Origin of the sequence: Alkalihalobacillus sp. FSL W8-0930 (genome assembly GCA_037965595.1) — a bacterium.
In the GTDB taxonomy this organism is placed as follows: domain Bacteria; phylum Bacillota; class Bacilli; order Bacillales; family Bacillaceae_D; genus Alkalicoccobacillus.
In genome coordinates this window covers 3,081,390-3,101,445 of sequence record CP150183.1, presented here as the reverse complement: position 1 = coordinate 3,101,445, position 20,056 = coordinate 3,081,390, and the positions used below count along the sequence as shown (strand labels likewise).

Sequence of the window (20,056 nt, the reverse complement as noted above, 5' to 3'; positions counted from 1 at the left end):
GTTGTACATGATTAATTAAGAAGGAGCTGTAACCTTGTCATCAGAAAAGTTAACTACGTTTTTCTTTGATTCAGATCAAATTATTGAAGTAAGACGTCAGGTACAACCGTATAGTCCAAAGGAAGATTTATGGTCATGGTATGTGCTAAGGCGTATGTCTATCTATATTACACTGCTTTTTAAAAAGTTGAACCTTTCACCAAATACAGTTAGCTGGATGAGTGTTTTTTTTGTTTTATTGTCAGGTTTATGCATGATTCTCGGTACAACGACAAGCTTTATCTTAGCTTTTATAACCTACAACATAGGGTACTTGTTTGATTGTGTAGACGGGGAACTAGCAAGATTAACGCGAAAGACGTCTAAACTTGGATACTTTATTGATATGTTAATAAGAGCTGCAACGTTACCCGTATTTCTTTCGTTTTTAGTAACTTTACTTATTCAGACGGGTTTACTCTCAGTAACCACTTTTCAATCAGTTGTTTTGTATGTGATTATTGTCTGTATTATCATGTCGCTTTTACTGCCATTATCTTATGATTTAACATTTGCAAAGCATGAACAAATGGATCCTGTACAAAAAATTAGAAATAAGTCACTCTTATTTGAGTTCTCAGGATTTATATTAGGTCTGCCTGGTTTTTATCTATTATTAGTCATTTTTACTGTTTTAGAGCTAATAATGAATATAACAATTATTCCATATTTAATTACCGGGTTTCTGATCTTTTTAATAATTAAAGTTGTATTAAGAGCTATTGTAACAGTAAGAACTTTTAAGCAAGAATAAAAACGAATCATAGAATGTTCCGTAACTTTATGTAGAAAATGCCATGATTCTATTAAGATCCTTATGTTATACTGTTAGGGTGTTGTAAAGATTATTAAAGTTTTATTGATAAATGATAAAAAATATTGAAGATTAGGGGGAATACCATTGAAAAAAGTACTAACATATGGCACGTTTGATTTACTACACTGGGGACATATTAATCTTTTGAAACGAGCAAAAGATTTGGGGGACTATGTAGTTGTAGCCATATCTACTGATGAATTCAATGCAATTAAAAATAAAAAAGCGTATCACAGCTTTGAAAACCGTAAAATGATTCTAGAGGCAATTCGTTATGTTGATGAAGTCATTCCTGAGGAAACATGGGATCAGAAAATTCAAGATGTAAAAAATCACAATATTGATGTTTTTGTAATGGGTGACGATTGGGAAGGTAAATTTGATTTCTTGAAGGAGCATTGTGAAGTAGTTTATCTGCCTAGAACAACGGGAATCTCTACTTCGCAAATTAAAGATGAACTCTATATGGCCAATAATGGATAATAGGAGAGGCCCGCGAATTTTCGCGAGCCTCTATTTTTAAATAAGACCGATATAGGTGGGACAATTTATATGAAGCAAAATATCGATAAAATAAGTGTAATTGTAACAGTTTATAATAAAGAGGATTATGTTGGCAGGTGCATTCACTCAGTATTAAATCAAACCTACTCTAATATTGAATTAATAATTGTTGATGACGGATCTACTGATATGAGTAGGGATATCATTAAAAGGACTTTGGATAACGAAAATGAAATAAAAACCTTATTCTTGGAAAGAAATAAAGGGTTAGCTCATGCTAGAAATGAAGGACTAGAACAGGCTACGGGAGATTATATTTTCTTCTTAGATGCAGATGACTATATTCTTCCAGATGCTTTATCTATGCTTTCGGTTATGAATAATGTAAGTGATTCTCCGATGATTGCATTAAGAGTACAGGGATCACATCGTGTAAAGCCTATTGAAACTTTAAACGTGAGAACATTTAAGTGGAAGAGAAACAAGAGAACAAAAATATATTCACGTAAGTCAGTAGCAAGTATATTAATGAAACGTTCTTTCTTAATTGATAATGGGTTTTTATTTGATGATCGTTATCAATATTATGCTGACTTGGATTTTCTTCTTCGTGCAGCACAAATGGTAGATAACATAGTTTATGTGAATCTTCCTTTATATATTCGAGGAGAGTGTATAGATCCTATTGAAAGACCAAGTCTAAGCCTAGAGGCAACTGAGAAACACCTGAAGGAATTCTTAGCTTTAATGGCTAAAAAAGATCATTATAATCGAGTAAGCGAGGAACTAGAAGAAGAACCTTTACAACCAACCCCAATTAATAATATTCGTTATTTAGACATTCTTTTTCTAAGATATTACTTTAAGAATGTGTCTTCGTTAGCATTAGAAAGAGAAGAAGAGTTTCGTCCTTTTTTTGAAGAGCTAAAAGAATGTTTACAAGGGCTGCAGGATGATCATTTATCTAGAAGTGGAAAGATTGGCTCGTTACAGTTAAAGGCTCATCTTAAGAATGATTATACTAAAACCTTAAGTTGGATTAAAAGAAGACATTCATTGGCAGGGTGGAAGAGTGTAGTAAAAACGAAAAGTAAGCAGCAATTGTTTAAACAGATTGGTAATCAAATCTTCTCAAAGATGCCTATTAAGAACAAGAATATTGTATTTGAAAGTTTTGGAGGGAAAAGCTATTCTTGTAGCCCAAGAGCAATCTATGAGGAACTTCAGCGAGTGGATCCTTCCTACACATGTATATGGGCTTTTAATGATCCGTCCTCTAAAGAGATTGTAGGGAATGGTAAGAAAGTTAAACGACTGAGCTTGCGATACTATTACTACATGGCTACCTCAAAACATTGGGTCATTAATGCGCGGGTTCCTAAGTACATTAAGAAGCGTGATGAAACGGTATACGTTCAAACGTGGCACGGGACTCCTTTAAAACGTTTAGCAGCTGATATGAAGGAAGTTCATATGCCTGGTACATCTACTTCCACTTATAAGAAGAATTTCTATGAAGAAGCTCAAAGATGGGACTACTTGGTTTCTCCAAATGATTATTCTACAGAGATTTTTAAGAGGGCCTTCCATTTCAATAAAGATGTATTGGATGTAGGCTATCCAAGAAACGATCTTTTCTATAAAGAAGAGATTAACAACCCAACCTCGATTGCGAAACTTAAGGAACGCATTGGATTACCTTCTGATAAGAAGGTCGTGTTGTACGCTCCTACATGGCGTGACGACGAATTTTATGGTAAGGGTGAGTATAAGTTCGATATCAAGCTAGACCTGTTTGAAATGAAGGAACGACTTGGCGATGAGTACGTAGTTGTGTTAAGAATGCACTACCTTATTGCAGATAATCTTAATGTTGAAGGCTTGGAAGGGTTCGCTTATAACTTCTCCGACTATGACGATATTGCGGAACTGTATTTGGTTTCAGATATTTTAATCACTGATTATTCGTCTGTATTCTTTGATTATGCTAACTTAAACCGTCCTATTCTGTTCTATACGTATGACTTGGACAAGTATCGTAATGATCTACGTGGATTTTATATTGATTTTGAAAAAGAAGCACCGGGTCCTGTTTTAATGACCTCTGATGAAGTCATTCAAACGATTGAAGACATTGATCCAGTGTATACTCAGTATCAAGAGCTGGTATCGAAGTTTAATGAAAAGTTCTGTCATTTAGACGATGGTAATGCTTCTTCAAAAATTATAAATCGAGTGATAACCAACAAAGAAGGTACCCTCTAGGGTACCTTCTTTGTTGGTTTATACAGTCCAAGAATAGTTTAGATGTTTAGTTGAGTAAGATTCTAGTTCTCGATCTTCGAAAATTAATGAAACAGTATCTTTTACGACTTTTGAAGAAACTCTTTTAAGTATCTTAACTCCATCTGTATTCTCAATCTCTACATAAAAATCAATCTTTTTCACATTATTGGATGTAACAGTTTTCCACCCTATGTCGCTTGATTCGATCTGAGCATATAAATGGTCTTGGTTATCATTAACTGAGACACGTATAACTTCTTCTTTAAATCGACGGTCAATTCCTATTAGGGTCATATTAGCATTGAGAATCGGTTGGTTGCTTTCCATTTTAAAGAGTACTTTTTGATTTTCTGACGTAGGGATCTCAACTAATTTAATGGAAAGTCCTTTCATTTGTAATTCTTCAGCTATACGGTTCTGTTTCTGCTCAATCATTTTGTTAAGGGCTTTAGACCAATGAGTGATATATTGATCTGGTGTAAAAGCTGATGCTGAATCAAATGCATTTTTAGCGAATTCATCATGTTTGGCTTCGTCATTCATGAGCTCAACAATCTTAGTTGCTAATGCTTCAACATTATATTGTTCTACGATATATCCATTATATCCATCTTTGACCATGCTTCTAGCGCCATAATCATAGTCATACGTCACAACTGGACAACCATTTCCTAGGGCCTCCATATTTGACAAGCCAAATCCTTCAAAATGTGAAGTAGAAATTGTTAGGGCAGCAGACTGGAATTCTGCATCTGGATTACTTGTGTGTCCTTTTAATAAGATATGACCATGCATATTAAGTTCTTCAATTTTCGTTTTAATTACTTTTTCTTGATCACCAGAACCATAAATTTCAAGAACTGCTGATGGTATTTCTTTAACAACTAAAGCAAAAGCTTTCACAGCATCTTCTACATTTTTCATTTTGGCAAGTCTTGAAATAATGACCGCCTTTTTAGGATTTCTATTATTAGAGAGTACGCTCACATCAAGTTCACGATCTATGGTATGAGGTGTGTAGAAATAATTAGACTGCTTTCCTGTCAGTTGAGTAAAATCATGAAGCTGTTCCTTTGTAATAAAGAATATAGCATCTAGATCAAACCGATGAGTCATCATCTTTTTGTAGCGTCCCTTAATATGAGACTTGTGATCTTCATAGTGCTTGTTATGAATAATGGCAGCATAATAGCTATTCTTAGCTTTTGGTACCTCAAAAACATGCTTATCCTGTGGTCGACTGTCCACCAAAAAGAGTTTTGGCTTATCAGAATCAGCTTGAATAGATTGGATCCAGTATCGTCTAAGATCAGATTCATCTGTAAAAGATAGAACAGTTGAATCCGCGTACCAATTAATAACAGAAAGAGCGGATTCCTTAGTATTAGGATCTTTAATGAACCTTTTTTCTAAATAGACAATTTGATCATGGTTTAAATATTCTATTAGATAAGGATCTGAACTACCTGCTTCATAGTAGGAGACCGTTGCTATGCGATTGTTTTCCTCGTAATCTTCTTTCTTAATAAGCTGGTCTTCTTGATTTAAGTAACGCACAGAACGAATATGTTTGTTGTTTTTATAATAGTTAACATCAAGCTTCTCTTTTGGACTACGTAAAAGCTCCTTAAATTTATTCAGGAACTTATTCGGGTGAGCTAACCTCTGAATTTCCTCTGTACTCTTTTTTTCTTCATAGATTCTTTTACCTGTTGCTACATCACTTAGGAAATCTTCATATAAATTAATAACATCTGTATATTCAGGATCAATGATTTTTTTCTTATATAGGGCTTCAACTTTCTTGTGGAAAGAAAGATCAAATCCAAAAGTAAGAAAGGACGTTTGAGTTTGTTTGAGACTTCCAAACAACTTTGAACGCAACAAAAGGGATTTTGTTAATCCGCCATATTGATTAGGAAGGTTGCCAGATATAAAATAATAACTCATTTCAGGCAAATGAGTTTGTAAATAGGTGCTGCTATTGTTCAATTAAATCTTCCTTTCATACTTCAAATAAAAACTGTTTGCTCCATCTTAAAGGAGTTATATAAGGAAAGCTAGTTTAGAGTAGCATAAGATTATGTAATAATATGTCTTGGTAATAATCGTTAAAAACCCGAAATTTTAGTTTCGGGTTTAACAAATTTGGGTATGTAACTAATTTATTCGCCATGAATAGTTCTTGAACTTAGTTTCGTATGGCTGGATAGTCATTTCTTTAACCCATGAGAACTCTTCATAAGTCAGGATATCACTTTTTAATCGTTGATGTATCATGACGCCTGTAGAGTCATTTATACAAATGTAGAAATCGATAACATCAAGTTCATTTGGTAGAATGGGTTTTATATTTTGTGTATCAGTATGACTTGAAAAAACCAACAATTCACCATTATTTTGTGTTAATGAGGCTTTGATAATTTGATTTTTGAATTTTCGATCGAGACCTACAAGAGTTATATGTTCAGATCCGTGAACTAAAGAATCAAGTTGAATACTGAACTGAATTTGCTTGGCATCTTTTATTGTTTTTTTCAGTACAAAAGCTTTGTCGTTCCATTCGTTCATAAGGGTTCTCTTACGATCCGCTTGTTCGATCATCTTATTTAGTGATTCACACCAAAAATTAATAAAAGCATTTGGAGTAAATCGATTGGCTGACTCAAATGCTTGTTCGGCCATACTTTTTCGCAGGTTTTCATCGTTCATTATTTTGATCATTTTAGTTGCGAGAGCATCAATGTCACCTGGTTTCACAATATAACCATTTTCTCCGTCTTGTACTAGGGTTTGAGCACCGTAATCATAGTCATATGTAACAACGGGACAACCATTGCTCAGTGCTTCCAAGTTAGACAAACCGAAACCTTCAAATTTTGATGTACAGAATGTAAGAGTTGCTTCCTGATAAATAAGTTCAGGTGTATTAGTATAACCTTTTAGAGTAATGTGCTGTTCTAGGTTAAGTTCTTTAATTAAGGAATCCAAACTTTCTTCTTCTTCACCGGAACCGTAGATATCTAATGTCGCCTCGGGGATGCTTTTAACTACTTTTGCAAAAGCATGAATAGAGTCCTTCAAGTTTTTTGAATTCGTTAATCTTGAGACTATCACTGCTTTATTAAATGGCCTTGAAATGTTCAAGACATTTGGATCTAAATTCTTACCGAGTGTATGAGGCGTATAGAAAAATGAAGAGTCTGGTCCAGTAAGGGTTTGAAAGTCTCTCAATTGTTCATTTGTTAGAAAGAAAACAGCATCCAATAATAATCGTTTTGACATAAGTTCTTTAAATCGTTGTTTAATAGTGAACTTATTTTCCCCATAGTGCTTACTATGGATGATTGCAGCATAATAAGTGTTCTTATCTTTTTTAGTCCCAAAAATGTAACGATCTTGAGGACGACTGTCTACTAAAAATAGCTTGCGCTCATTTGAAGCCTTTTGAATGGTATCAATCCAATGTTGTCTTATTTCACCTTCACGGTTAAACATTAGTAAGCCTTGATCTGAATACCAATTAATCTTAGAAAGTACATACTCTTCTTTTTCAGGGTGCAATGTAAAGGTCTTATCTAGGTACACTAGATAATTGCTATTAATAAATTCAACTAAATAGGGGTGTTCAGTTCCGGATTGATAATAGGATACAGTTGCTAATGAGCCATCTTTCCGGTATTCTTCTCTTTTGAGTTCGGTAGGGTAGTCAACGAATTGAATTCGATCACTATCATTAAAAGCGGTGAGTTCATATTCGGGGAGCGCAGAACCAAACAATTGCCCAACTTTTTGAAAGACGACTGGTTTTTTCTTATGTGAAATTAAGCTATCAAGATCTATTTTTTCAGTATAGGTTCGCTTACCAATGGAGACGTCACTTAAAAAGGTTTCATATAGATTAACAAGTTTTGTTTGTTCAAGGTGAATCCTATCTTCTTGAAAGAATTGCTCTTCTTTTTCTCTAAAATGAGCGTCAAATCCGAACGTTAGGAAATGAGTAGACGCTTTTTTTAATTCTCCAAACAATTTTGATCGTAAAAGAAGAGATTTAGTTAATCCACCAAACTCATCTGGGATATTCCCAGAAATAAAGTAATACGACATTTTGGGTAGTTCTTGTTGTGTATAATCTTCAGACTCCAACCTATGATCTTCCTTTCTTGATTGATTTTACAAAATGTTTAGAATTGCACTATATAATAGTTGAGAATTACTTTTATAAAGAATATTTGAAAAATATGTCGAAATACAGCATAACATAAGGATGAATGATGTGAAAGTGTCCCTTTTAAGGGACAATTAATCGCTCAGGTCAATCTTATGGTATATTTAAATTCTTAGCTTAAAATGAAGGAGTTTGAGATATTCTTGAAATACACTATTGCTATACCCGTCTTTAATGATGCTAGCTCTTTAGATAAGTGCTTACATAGCGTACTCAATCAAACAATTGGCCTTGATAGAATAGAGATTATTTGTGTGAACGATGGTTCAACCGATGAAAGTGTTGAGATGCTTAATCAGTATGAAGCGAAGTACTCATGTTTAAAGGTTATTCATCAAAAAAATAGTGGCTCACCCAGTGGTCCACGAAATCGTGCAGTCGAAGCTGCGAGTGGAGAGTATATTTTCTTTTTAGATGCAGATGATTACCTTGGTCTAGAGGCTTTAGAAAGAATGGACGCGAAAGTACAAAAGTATGATAGTGACATCGTAATCGGTAAATACGTAGGAGTTAATCGAAGCGTCCCTACTGCGGTATTTAAACGTAATGAAGAATGTTTTGAATTTATAGGTTCTAACGCTTTAAGTACTGCTAGCTGCCAAAAATTATTCCGAGTTAGCTTGCTAAGGGATCATTTTATTTCCTTTCCAGAGCATTTATCATTAGGTGAAGACCAAACATTCTTAGTACAGGCTTATGCTTACTCTAATTCTATCGCGCTTGTTAAAGACTATGATTGTTATTATTTGACTAATTATCAAGCGACTGGGCGAGTGCAGCTAACTAAAAGACCGATGTCTGGTGAAATCTTTGTAAGTCCTATGAAGGAATGCTTACAAGCGATAAGAGGTCTTAATGTTCCTCAAGATAAAAAAAGAAGGATTTACCATCAATATTGGCGTCGAATTTTTCAAGTTGAGCTACAGTCGGCTATTAAACGGCCACTATTACTAGAAGATAAGAAGCACATTATGCATACACTCGGAGAACTGCTTCGCGAGCATCAATTTGAGACATATTATATGCTTTTTACAAGTCAAGAAAAGATTTTTATTCGACTTTTAGAGTATGGTAATATTAATGATCTGATTTCATATTGGTACGATGAGCGAAATGGAAGCAATATGGAGGTATACTATGATAAAGTTTTCCCTCGTCTCCCTAAAGCCAGAGAGATAGCCCAAGTAGAGGGGATATCCTTTCATAAATTAAATACTTTTACTGCTGCTATTACTGGAATTGAAATTAGAGAAGACGGGTTGCTAGCTAAAGGAGTTCTTAATCATTCGCATATAAACCCCGAATCGCAACAATTATTTCTTGAGCTAATCGCTCGAAATAAAGAGGATTCATTTTTCATACCAGTTGAGATATGTCTTAATGTATCGTCTTATGACTTTTGTTTAAACGATAAAATTAATGAACTTAAGAATCCCACTTTTTTCGTCTGTCGTATAGCAGATGACTTTTTTCTACGTGACCTGTCAGATGAGATTTATGATCTGAAATTAATTAGTAAGGTTGGAGAGCTTACATCCATTGCTAGAGTTTCAAGCCAAGTAGAAACAAATTTGTCTCTCGAAGTATCAAGAAATAATCAGTTAAGAGAACTAGAAAGCTATGCAACAAGCCATGGGAATCAATCCATAAAAGTTAGAAAACTGAAAACAAAAGCTAATGGAAGTACGCAAACCCCATTTTATAGCAAGTTAAAAAGAAAAATAAAAAAAATACTCAAATAAATTACACTATCCATATTTTATCAATGTAGGAATATGGTATGATAAGGATTGAATGAACTGTTATCATCTAGGAGGCAAACCATGAAAAAAGTAAGAAAAGCTATTATTCCTGCTGCGGGACTTGGTACTCGTTTTCTTCCTGCAACAAAAGCTATGCCGAAAGAAATGCTACCAATTGTCGATAAGCCGACAATTCAATATATTATTGAAGAAGCGATTCAATCCGGCATCGAAGACATCATCATCGTAACAGGTAAAGGAAAGCGTGCGATTGAGGATCATTTTGATCATGCGTTTGAGTTGGAACAGAATTTGATTGAGAAGGAAAAGTTTGAGCTTTTGGAGAAGGTTCAGGAAGCTTCTAAGGTTGATATTCATTATATTCGTCAAAAAGAAGCGAAGGGTCTTGGGCATGCGGTTTGGTGTGCGCGTAAGTTCATCGGGGATGAGCCGTTTGCTGTTCTTTTAGGTGATGATATTGTTCAGAACCAAAAGCCTTGTTTACAACAGCTGATTGAGCAATATGATGAGACTGGTTCTTCAATTATTGGCGTTCAGCAGGTTGCAGAGAATGTGACGGATCGTTACGGTATTATTGATCCGATCAGCCAGGACGGGCGCTTATACAAGGTTAACCAGTTTGTAGAGAAGCCGAAGCTTGGAACGGCTCCATCGAATCTCGCTATTTTAGGTCGTTATTTGCTTACGCCTGAGATCTTTACATACCTTGAAGATCAACAAACAGGTGCTGGTGGCGAGATTCAATTAACGGACGCGATCCAGCGTTTAAATGAAGCTCAACCTGTATTCGCCTATGATTTTGAAGGGAAACGTTATGATGTGGGTGAGAAGCTTGGTTTCGTTATGACAACTCTTGAGTTTGCCATGCAACGTGACGAGTTAAAGCCTGAGCTTATTAAGAAAATGAAGGAATATCTTCAGCTTGAGGATATTTTAAAGCCGTAATATAAAGTGAATATGAGGATTGTAAATCCTGTGTAAATGCTGTAAAGACGGCGCACCTCCCATAACTGGGAGGTGCTTTTTTTTCGTTGGGGGATTCTGCTACAATCAGTTTGTGACCATACTGGGTGATACAGGTTGTTTGTTGGAGGAGGAAGTCGGTTGTTAGCTAGACATGCGTTTGCTTATTTACTTTCCCACGGGATCCCGGCGTTGGTCGGGTTTGCAGCGATTGCTGTATATACGAGGCTGCTAACGGACGTTGAATATGGAAGGTACGCGCTGGTTTTTGCCATTGCAGCAATGGTGAATGCGGTTGTATTCGAATGGCTGAAGGTGAGCTTGCTTCGCTATTACCCTCAGTATCAAGGACAGCGGTCGTTTTTAGATACGGTCAAGCTTTGCTTTCTGGCACTGGCCTTTCTCACAGCTTTGGCCGGATTACCGCTTTACTTTTTATTTGAGGGGCTAGGCTGGATTCATATTGTCTTAGCAATTGTTTTATCTTGGTGTCAGTCCTGGTATCAGATGAATTTGAATTTGCTTCGCTCGGAGTTTAATCCCAAACTTTACGGATACCTCTCGTTCCTACGTTCGGTGCTGGCTCTGGCATTTGGGGTGCTTCTGATTGTAGCTGGCTTTGATGAACTTGGGCTTCTGTGGGGATTAATTCTCGCATTTGTTGTGACACTTGCTTGGCCGACCTACAAAAAATGGGGGATGGGTCTGCGTCCGGCATCCTATGATCCGCGCATTGTTAAAGGCTTTGCAGGGTACGGTGTGCCACTTGCGTTAACCTTGCTGCTTGGTGTCGTGATTCATAACTCGGATCGCTTTATCATTAGTGCCATGCTTGGTGTCGGTCCAAATGGAACGTATTCAGCAACGTATGATTTAACGGAACAAACGATTTTTACATTAATGCTAGTCATTAATTTAGCCGCATTTCCGCTGGCTGTACGAACGATGGAACAGAAGGGTGAGAAAGAAGCATTAGTTCAAGTAAAAGAAAATACTGGCTTACTTTTACTTATTGCTTTGCCTGCGATGGTCGGGCTACTGGTTCTTACTCCAAACGTGGTGGGCTTGATGCTAGGAGAAGGATTTCGAGAAGAAGCCTTACTGATCATGCCGATTATTGCTGTAGGGGCTTTTCTGAAAGGAATTAAATTATACGCTGTAGATATTATCTTTCATTTACATAAACGAACGTCTATTCAAGTCATTCCTGTGCTTCTCGCAGCTGTGCTCAATGTGGTGTTCACTATTATGCTTATTCCTGAGTTCGGCTTACGTGGTGCTGCGATCGCAACCGTGATTGCGTATGTAGTAGCAATTGTGTTGAGCTTGGTTTTTATGAATCTTTCCATTCGTGAGTTTCCATTCCCGGGTAAAGATTTTGTTAAGATTTTATGTGCATCGCTAGTGATGGGGGTTGCACTTTGGTTTATGCGGGAGCAGACAGGAATCGTGTGGCTATTCGTACAAGTTTCAATCGGATTATTTATCTATATAGTATTCGTCTTGGCATTTGATGTATTAGGTGTGAGAGCGATCGTTCAAAAGCGATTAAGCACCAGGAAAAGAGGCTAGAGACATGAAGAAGATTGCGTTTATTTTATATTCCCTTGATGGGGGAGGAGTTGAGCGTTTGACTCTTCACTTGATAAATGGATTGCTTGATAAAGGATATAAAGTTGATTTGCTTGTTGTTCAGCTAAAGGGTGAATATGTGGATGAGATTCCAGACGGTGTGAACCTTATTCATCTAGATAAAGCCAACTTACGTTCAAGCTTGCTAGCCATACGCGGCTATTTAAAAGTGCACCAACCAGATGTTCTGATTTCTGCGAAGGACTACATTAATTTAATTGTGTTAACAGCCAAGAAATTAACACGTGTGAAAACAAAGGTCATTGTTAGTAGTCATGTGAATATAACGGAGCAGGCGCGAAGGCTTCCGCAGTTTAACAATGTAAAGCGCGGCATCTCTTTTATGTATCGGTTTGCTGATGACATCGTCTGTGTGTCAAAAGGGGTAGCTGAGGATATTCGGAAGGTCTCTCGTGTATCAAGTGAAAAGGTACATGTTATCTATAATCCCATTGTGACACCTGAATTAATTGAAAACGGAGCAAAGACGGTTCATCATCCGTGGTTTGATGAGGGGAAGCAGGTTCTTGTTTCAGTAGGTAGACTTCATGTTCAAAAGGATTACCCAACTCTTCTTCATGCTTTTAAAAAGGTGAGTGATGAGAGGGAGGTTCGACTGTTACTTGTTGGAGATGGTCAGGAGATGGACTCACTCCAGGCACTTGCGAAAGAGCTTAAACTGACCGATTTGGTTGATTTTGTTGGGTTTAAAAACAATCCCTATCCATATATGAAGCAAGCCGATTTGTTTGTCTTATCGTCTGCATGGGAAGGGTTTGGCAATGTGTTGATTGAAGCGTTTGCGATGGGAACAACGGTTGTTGCAACTGATTGTCCAAGTGGTCCTGCGGAAATTCTTGAGCAGGGAAGACTTGGTACGCTTGTCCCCGTCGGAGCGGTAGCGGAGATGGCAGATGCGATCACATACGCGCTTGCGCATCCGCAACCAGAGGAGCTTTTAAAGGAAAGAGCATCAACGTTTTCTATAGAGAATTGTGTGACGGCATATGAACGTTTATTTTAAAAGATGGATGGGGGATATGATATGTTAAGTATTATTGTTCCAACACTTGGTACAAGGGTGCCTGAATTAAATCGATTGTTTGATAGTCTTGAAAATCAGACGAGCCTTGAATTTGAAGTCATTGTTGTATCACAGGATCATCACGAGGTTGTATCAGAGCTACTTTCTAAACGATCGTTTTTACATAAACAAGTAAAGCTATCAAAGCGAGGCTTGTCCTATGCGAGGAACGAGGGACTAAAAGCTGTTAAAGGGCGCTATGTGACCTTTTCAGATGATGATTGTTGGTACCCTGCTCATGCTGTTAAAAAGGTTGAGCGCTTTTTCGCTCAACATCAGGCACAGGTGGTTTGTTTTCAAATCTTTGATCCGACCACAAATCAGACCTATAAGTCTTATCCAACTGAGGAAGCGAATCAGGTGCGTTCAAGAGACTTATTTCGAAAGTCCTCCATCGAGATCTTTGTTGATACGCAAACAATCGATCAAAACTATCTATCCTTTAATGAAAGCTTTGGTCTTGGAGCGAAGCATCCTAGCGGAGAAGAGAACATTTTTCTTTTTGCGTTGCACAGAGCCGGCTACACGATTAGTTATGTGCCTGAAGTGATTGTATATCACTTGAAGCCGACTCAAGCGTCACGATTAGATGAGAGAACGATGATTAGTAAAGGCGCATTGTTTGCTGCCTTGTACCGAAAGCCGGTTGATCTTATTCTACTCACTGCATTGTTTGCTAAAAAGATACGCCACGTGAAGCGCCCCCTTCAAACCTATGCAAAAGCAGTGGCACTAAGCTTTTCTGAAAAAGTAGCGAAATAAAGAAGAGGGCGGGACATAGTAACGTGGATAGCAAAACACGAACATAACATATTATCCGCTGCGGGAGAATCCCTCGCTTTCCGTGGGTACGGCCTCAGCCCCTTCCGCGGAAAGAACGCCGCTACAGTGTCTTCACCACGTACTTTTCCACAGGAGTCTCGGGTTCTCCCTCCGCTTGTTCAAATAAAATCACAAAAGGCGAATGATTCAGTAATCGAATCATTCGCCATTTTTGTATTGATTTTTAGTTATGTACAGCCTTTTCTTTATTTGTACGTCACTCAGGAAATTCAAGAGCAGCTAGCTTATACTCTCCGTTTTCTTCTGTCCATTTTGTGTAGTAAAGCAATTCACCAGTAGGGTCATAGCGGTAGAGTTCATCGTCGTAGCGCGTATAACGCGTTTGTTCGTTCTCACTAATGATTGTTCGTAATTGATTAATTGCTGTTTCATCGATTGGTTGATCAGACAGCATAAGCTGGTTAAAGGTATCGGATGTAAATGACTCGATATTATTACGAACATATTGGTCGCCTTCTAGTGTACTTCGAATCACTAAGGGCTCTTGTCCACATGCGCTTAAGAAGAGTAAAGAAGATAGGATCGTGATACCTATTGTATATTTCAACAGTCTTGCTCCCTTCATACTAGGTTCGAATATAAGTATACCCACTTTTTGAACGCGCGCAAGCTGGCCTCATTTCGTTTGTAAAGAAGGTAAAGGCGCACGAAGCAACGGTTAAATCCTTTTGTTTCGGCAAAGCTATAGATAGTTCATGTGAACGAGGTTTCAAAGAAACCGACATTTTATACCTATATAGACGAGATCTTTATGTAATCTTTACGGTCACTTAACAAAAGTGGTAATTGTGGCGTGCTATGATGATGACAGCCTAAAAAGACAAGGAAACCCAGACTATGATGACACAACTAAAAAACACCATACAACCTTATCAATTAAAGTTACAAACGGTCGCATTGCTGATTCTGGCTTTCTTTGCCCCGTTTGCAGTTGTTAGTCAGTATCAAAAAGCGTTGCCGATTGCTACATCTGTTTTAACGAGTTTTGTCGTTTTATGTTTACTCCTTTTTGTTTGGTTTACGCAATGGAATCCATCCAAGAACGTACCAAAAGAATTAAAGGAACCAAACAGCTGGGTGATGTGGGCCCTGTTTATACCTGCTCTGTTAGCAGTAGGTGCAGCCACGTATAATCTGACGTACATCTTGTCACAAGAGTTTGTCCAATACTATCAGCAATCGATGCCGCGAAGAATTGTGAATGGAAGCATTTATATTGGAATCATCCTAATGTTTCTATTGCTGGTACAAAAGATGACCAAAAGTGAACTTGATTTGATAGGAAAAGCGTATGTATCTGGCGTTGGAGTTTTGGTACTCTTTGGTATTTGGCAGTTTCTTCACTTATCCATTGGATATCCGATGCCGGCTCTTCAAACAAGATCAGCGGTACATAGTGTACAGACTGAGGTTTTAGTTAACTTCAGGTTAACGTCTCTGACAGAGGAGCCAAGCTTTCTTGTTCCTTTTCTTATGGACGGATTAATTATTGGTTTTATGCTGTTTAAACGAAAACGCTCCTTATGGCTATGGATACTACCTGTTCTATTTGTTCTATTTTTCTCTTTTTCCATCAGTGGATATGCAAACTTATTAATGGTTGGGCTTTTTGCTTTATGGATTGTCATTACGTCTAGAAAAATTCAGTGGAAGAAAGTCGTGGCTATAGTGGGAGCATCACTTATTCCTTTAGGACTACTTATCTGGTGGAAGTGGAGTCTCGTATTAGAGCTTTTAATGCCAATTATCGGGCGCTTTGATGTCTTATTTGATGTAACAAACCATAGTCGCTTATACATGTTAGTGTATCCATTTGTATGGATGTTTGATTACTCATGGGTGAATGCGCTCTTTGGTTTTGGACCTGGTAGCTATGAATTTTTAGCAGAAACGAAATTTCTCGCCTACGGTTCTAAATTGAGTGCAACATCCAATAATGTGTTTGTAGACTTACTATTTGAACACGGAATACTCGGAGGCGGGGCGTTTCTTCTCGCATTTATCTTCTTTTTTATCCACTTATATAAAAAGCGAAATCACCATGTGTATTATCAGTACGCAGTGATCTTATGGTTTCATTTAGGGATTACATCACTTTATCGTTCTGACTTTGTCTCACCACGGTTTTGGGTGATTGTTATGATTACGATTCTCTGTGCAGAGCTTGGGAGGCGCAGGATGCTTGAGAAAGACGAGTTCACACATGAATCATTGAGACCAAGAAAGGTTGGGGTGAAACAATGAAGATTTGTATCGTTGGAACTGGTTATGTAGGGCTTGTTTCTGGAGTCTGCTATAGTGAAGTAGGTCATGAGGTAACATGTGTAGACAAGGACATGAAAAAGGTTGAACAGCTAAAAATGGGACGTTCTCCTATTTACGAACCTGGTATCGAAGAATTACTTTTATCAAATCAACAAAATGGACGTTTGCACTTTACAAACAATCTCGCTGAAGCGATGCAGGAAGCGGAAGTGATTGTGATTGCTGTGGGAACGCCGGCGAATGAAGATGGATCGGCAAACCTTTCATTTATAGAAGCGGTCGCAAGGGAGATTGGCACAAACCTTACATCATATAAAGTGATTGTAACTAAAAGTACAGTACCAGTCGGAACAGGGCAAAAGATTAAAAGCTGGATACAGGAGTATTGTGGTAAAATGGCATTTGATGTTGCGTCAAATCCCGAGTTTTTACGTGAGGGATCGGCCATTTATGATACGATGAATATGGAACGCGCAGTACTTGGAGTTGAATCAAAACGAGCTGAGGAATTGCTGGTGGAGCTTCATCAACCGTTTAACACAAAAATTGTGATTACCGATCTTGCAACGTCAGAGATGAGCAAATATGCATCAAATGCCTTTTTAGCGACAAAGATAAGTTTTATTAATGAAGTGGCGAATGTATGTGAACAATTAGATGCTGATGTGACAAAGGTTGCAGAAGTCATGGGACTTGACCCGAGAATTGGCTCGGCGTTCCTTGGAGCAGGGATAGGGTACGGCGGATCGTGTTTCCCAAAAGATACTCAAGCGTTTATCCAAATGGGAGAACGCGCAGGATATTCACTCAAAATTGTTCCTGCTGTTGAGACAGTGAATTTTGAACAGAGGGAACGATTGGTCCGTAAAGCAGAGCGTGCCTTTGGTGCTGCTGGATTAAAGGGGAAACAAATTGCCGTATTGGGATTGGCATTTAAGCCAAATACAGACGACATGCGTTCAGCACCTGCCCGTGATATTATTCCAATGCTCATGGAAGCCGGAGCAAATGTCATCGCATATGATCCGATTGCCATGAAAGAGGCAGCTAGTTACTTGCCGCATGTCACGTTTTCAGATACATGGCGCGATGCTGTTCGTGGCGCGGACGCTGTGATCTTTATCACAGATTGGAAAGAATTCAAAGATCTAAACTTAGAAGAGTTAAAACAAGAATTAACATCGCCGATCGTTATAGATGGTAGAAATCTGTTTGAGCCACAAGTAATGAAGGATCTTGGCTTTTATTATGATTCGATTGGGCGTATGAAAATTGAATTAGAGGGAGAGAGTTATGAAAGTACTTCTAACAGGGGGAGCAGGCTTCATCGGCAGAAACTTAGTTGAAGCTTATCTCAAACGCGGTGATCAAGTGGTTGTGGTGGATCGAAAAGCCGCAGACACAGAGTTCAAGTGGTTAAGTGAATGTACAGTATACGGTGTAGATATACGCGAGGAAGCATTTATAGAGATCGTAAAAAAAGAAAAACCAGACCTAATTAATCACCATGCAGCACAGATTGACGTACAATCGGCCATTAAAGATCCGTTAAATGATGCATCCATTAATATTCTAGGTACGATTAATGTACTAGAGGCATGTCGTACGGTACCTGGATGCCGTTTGATCTATCCATCATCTGCAGCGATATATGGTACACCAGAGTATTTGGGAGTAGATGAAGAACACCCAATTCGTCCATTATCCATGTATGGAATTTCAAAATACAACCCTGAGGAATACATCAGAACGTATGCTTCTTTATACGGCATTCCATATACGATCTTCCGCTATGCGAATGTGTACGGAAGATACCAGGATCCTAAAGGAGAAGGCGGCGTAATCTGTGTCCTGATGAACAGCGCTTTGAAAAAACAGTTGTTTACGATATTTGGAGATGGCGAGCAGACAAGAGATTTTGTCCATGTATCTGATATTGTTGAGGCCAATCTTTTAGCAAGTGACGAATCATATAATGATGTATTTAATATTAGTACAGGAAAAGCTACTTCTTTACTTGAAACGATTGACTTAATGGAGCAGGTAGCAGGATTCCAACTAGAGAAACAAATAAAAGAAGAACGTAAGGGAGATATTAAACATAGTTATTTAACCAATCATAAAGCAAAAGCTCAAATGGGCTGGACACCGCATATGGATATTAAGAAGGGCTTGGGGGAGACCTACTCTTTTTATCAATAAGTGAGTGAGGGGATAGAGTACACGTAAAATTCGTGTACTCTATCCCCTTTTTTTACGACCAAAGGAGGGAACAACAGAGATGAAAAAATGGTACACGTTACTTTGGCTTCCGCTTGTTCTTCTATTCATTAGTGGATTCTTCTTTCTAGATCGTGGGTTGGATTCTGTTCATTCGATTCCAGGTGAGCTGCCTACTGTCACAGTTAGTGAGGATGATCTAATGGCTATCCGATTAAATCATGAGGCGACACGGTTTAAAGTAAAGCAACTTCAGCAGAGGGATTTACCATTGAGTCAGGTAGAACAAGAGCTCCAGCTATTTATGGGTGAAAGCATGATAAATCATTTAACACAATGGCTTCAAGGAGCCGATGTTTCAGAGATTGATGCACTGATCACAACAAACACATCAAAAGCTCCAATCATTGAAGATGAGTTTCAAGAGGGTGAAGTAACCGTTACATGGGAGCCTAACAAAACCTCTCATCACGATTTTACGTATTCTAAGCCTGGTGACCAATGGTTGTTAGAGGACATCTCGAGAGGAGTAAGATGATGGAAGAGTTAGTATCTGTTATTACTCCAGTTTATAATTCAGAGAGATTTTTAGAAGAGACCATTCAATCAGTACAGAAACAAACGTACCCATATTGGGAGCTTTTCTTAATTGATGATGGATCAACTGATAGCAGTGTAGAGATTGCACGTTCATATGCTAATAAGGACTCAAGAATTCATGTCGTTCAATTAAACAGTAATCAAGGTGCAGCAGGTGCGAGAAATGAAGGAATTAATCGTGCAAATGGGAAGTATGTAGCTTTCTTAGACAGCGACGATCTTTGGATGCCGGAAAAGATTGAAAAACAACTAATGTTTATGGAAGCTAATCAGTATGTTTTTAGCTTTACCAGTTATCGAATTATGAAGGAATCGGGAGAATTACGAGATAAGGTTGTACCAGCTCCTGAAGTCATTACGTATGATCAGTTATTAAAAAACACGATTATCGGCTGTTTAACGGTCATGTTAAATATTGACGTGTTAGGAAAGGTACAAATGCCAACAATAAAAACAAGGCAGGATTTTGTTTTGTGGCTGACCATTTTGAAAAGTGGACATCAGGCGTATGGGCTTGATGAAGAGCTTGCGTGCTATAGGAAGGTTTCAACCTCTATCTCAAGTAACAAGCTTAAAACAGCTAAGCGAAATTGGAGTATTTATAGGGAAAATGAGGGTCTCCCTCTTTGGAAAGCATGTTATGTATTTGCGAGCTATGCTTGGCACGGTTTTAAGAAATTGTAAACGGCAAATACGCTATTCTAAACCCTTAGTTAAACGTTTGTAAATCTGCGCACAATGCCCATTTGCTTTGCTATTGTTTGGGTATAGAGTGGCATCGCAAATGAAAGATCAAATATGCTTCGAAAATT

The 20,056-nt window shown here is 37.9% G+C and carries 16 protein-coding genes; 13 read left to right on the top strand and 3 right to left on the bottom strand.

The features are described 5' to 3' along the window. Positions 1–34: 34 nt before the first annotated feature. From NSQ54_16305 to NSQ54_16295, 3 genes are all read left to right on the top strand, one after another. Positions 35–793 carry a CDP-alcohol phosphatidyltransferase family protein gene (locus tag NSQ54_16305; GenBank protein WYP25866.1) on the top strand — a complete coding sequence of 253 codons (759 nt, stop codon included), beginning with the start codon at positions 35–37 and terminating at the stop codon, positions 791–793. 147 nt (positions 794–940) lie between these two features. Then, positions 941–1,339 (top strand): glycerol-3-phosphate cytidylyltransferase, encoded by a 399-nt coding sequence (gene tagD, locus NSQ54_16300; GenBank protein WYP25865.1) that lies wholly within the window; start codon positions 941–943, stop codon positions 1,337–1,339. 69 nt (positions 1,340–1,408) lie between these two features. Next, positions 1,409–3,625 (top strand): bifunctional glycosyltransferase family 2 protein/CDP-glycerol:glycerophosphate glycerophosphotransferase, encoded by a 2,217-nt coding sequence (locus NSQ54_16295; protein WYP25864.1) that lies wholly within the window; start codon positions 1,409–1,411, stop codon positions 3,623–3,625. Positions 3,626–3,643: 18 nt separating this feature from the next. Here the strand turns inward: NSQ54_16295 and NSQ54_16290 are convergent, their stop codons facing one another. Then, positions 3,644–5,638 (bottom strand): alpha-glucosyltransferase N-terminal domain-containing protein, encoded by a 1,995-nt coding sequence (locus NSQ54_16290; GenBank protein ID WYP25863.1) that lies wholly within the window; start codon positions 5,636–5,638, stop codon positions 3,644–3,646. 168 nt (positions 5,639–5,806) lie between these two features. Further along, entirely contained in the window at positions 5,807–7,792 is a 1,986-nt protein-coding gene (locus tag NSQ54_16285) for an alpha-glucosyltransferase N-terminal domain-containing protein (protein ID WYP25862.1), read from the bottom strand. Positions 7,793–8,017: 225 nt separating this feature from the next. Between NSQ54_16285 and NSQ54_16280 the strand changes: the two genes are divergently transcribed. From NSQ54_16280 to NSQ54_16260, 5 genes are all read left to right on the top strand, one after another. Then, on the top strand, positions 8,018–9,616 hold the full coding sequence (locus NSQ54_16280) for a glycosyltransferase family 2 protein (protein WYP25861.1): 1,599 nt from the start codon (positions 8,018–8,020) through the stop codon (positions 9,614–9,616). Between the two features lie 81 nt (positions 9,617–9,697). Next, entirely contained in the window at positions 9,698–10,582 is an 885-nt protein-coding gene (gene galU, locus NSQ54_16275; protein ID WYP25860.1) for a UTP--glucose-1-phosphate uridylyltransferase GalU, read from the top strand. Positions 10,583–10,741: 159 nt separating this feature from the next. After that, positions 10,742–12,172, top strand: a complete 1,431-nt coding sequence (locus NSQ54_16270; protein WYP25859.1) for an oligosaccharide flippase family protein — start codon at positions 10,742–10,744, stop codon at positions 12,170–12,172. A 4-nt stretch (positions 12,173–12,176) separates the two neighbouring features. Further along, a complete protein-coding gene (locus NSQ54_16265) occupies positions 12,177–13,256 on the top strand; it encodes a glycosyltransferase (GenBank protein WYP25858.1) in 1,080 nt (359 codons plus the stop codon). A gap of 21 nt (positions 13,257–13,277) precedes the next feature. Next, entirely contained in the window at positions 13,278–14,078 is an 801-nt protein-coding gene (locus NSQ54_16260; protein WYP25857.1) for a glycosyltransferase family 2 protein, read from the top strand. 277 nt (positions 14,079–14,355) lie between these two features. Here the strand turns inward: NSQ54_16260 and NSQ54_16255 are convergent, their stop codons facing one another. Beyond that, positions 14,356–14,706, bottom strand: coding sequence for a hypothetical protein (locus NSQ54_16255; protein WYP25856.1), 351 nt, complete (start codon positions 14,704–14,706; stop codon positions 14,356–14,358). 290 nt (positions 14,707–14,996) lie between these two features. Here NSQ54_16255 and NSQ54_16250 point away from each other — a divergent pair, with 290 nt between their 5' ends. The 5 genes from NSQ54_16250 to NSQ54_16230 all read left to right on the top strand — a co-directional run bounded on the left by NSQ54_16250 (position 14,997) and on the right by NSQ54_16230 (position 19,928). Next, a complete protein-coding gene (locus tag NSQ54_16250; protein WYP25855.1) occupies positions 14,997–16,403 on the top strand; it encodes a hypothetical protein in 1,407 nt (468 codons plus the stop codon). Next, positions 16,400–17,770, top strand: a complete 1,371-nt coding sequence (locus NSQ54_16245) for a UDP-glucose/GDP-mannose dehydrogenase family protein (protein ID WYP25854.1) — start codon at positions 16,400–16,402, stop codon at positions 17,768–17,770. The genes NSQ54_16250 and NSQ54_16245 overlap by 4 nt, the downstream gene beginning before the upstream one ends. Next, positions 17,718–18,626: an NAD-dependent epimerase/dehydratase family protein gene (locus NSQ54_16240; GenBank protein ID WYP25853.1), complete on the top strand. Its 909-nt coding sequence runs from the start codon at positions 17,718–17,720 to the stop codon at positions 18,624–18,626. The genes NSQ54_16245 and NSQ54_16240 overlap by 53 nt, the downstream gene beginning before the upstream one ends. A gap of 79 nt (positions 18,627–18,705) precedes the next feature. Next, the gene (locus NSQ54_16235; protein ID WYP25852.1) at positions 18,706–19,182 is read left to right on the top strand and encodes a hypothetical protein; all 477 of its coding nucleotides are present in this window, start codon (positions 18,706–18,708) and stop codon (positions 19,180–19,182) included. Beyond that, a complete protein-coding gene (locus NSQ54_16230; protein WYP25851.1) occupies positions 19,182–19,928 on the top strand; it encodes a glycosyltransferase family 2 protein in 747 nt (248 codons plus the stop codon). Before NSQ54_16235 ends, NSQ54_16230 begins: the two co-directional genes overlap by 1 nt. The last annotated feature ends 128 nt before the right edge of the window (positions 19,929–20,056 follow it).

What these genes read in the sequence shown, in the direction of transcription:
- NSQ54_16260 (WYP25857.1), top strand. Translation starts at nt 13,278, where the DNA reads ATGTTAAGTATTATTGTTCCAACACTTGGTACAAGGGTGCCTGAATTA.
- NSQ54_16240 (WYP25853.1), top strand. Translation starts at nt 17,718, where the DNA reads ATGAAAGTACTTCTAACAGGGGGAGCAGGCTTCATCGGCAGAAACTTA.
- NSQ54_16265 (WYP25858.1), top strand. Translation starts at nt 12,177, where the DNA reads ATGAAGAAGATTGCGTTTATTTTATATTCCCTTGATGGGGGAGGAGTT.
- NSQ54_16250 (WYP25855.1), top strand. Translation starts at nt 14,997, where the DNA reads ATGATGACACAACTAAAAAACACCATACAACCTTATCAATTAAAGTTA.
- NSQ54_16295 (WYP25864.1), top strand. Translation starts at nt 1,409, where the DNA reads ATGAAGCAAAATATCGATAAAATAAGTGTAATTGTAACAGTTTATAAT.
- NSQ54_16245 (WYP25854.1), top strand. Translation starts at nt 16,400, where the DNA reads ATGAAGATTTGTATCGTTGGAACTGGTTATGTAGGGCTTGTTTCTGGA.
- NSQ54_16230 (WYP25851.1), top strand. Translation starts at nt 19,182, where the DNA reads ATGGAAGAGTTAGTATCTGTTATTACTCCAGTTTATAATTCAGAGAGA.
- galU (WYP25860.1), top strand. Translation starts at nt 9,698, where the DNA reads ATGAAAAAAGTAAGAAAAGCTATTATTCCTGCTGCGGGACTTGGTACT.
- NSQ54_16235 (WYP25852.1), top strand. Translation starts at nt 18,706, where the DNA reads ATGAAAAAATGGTACACGTTACTTTGGCTTCCGCTTGTTCTTCTATTC.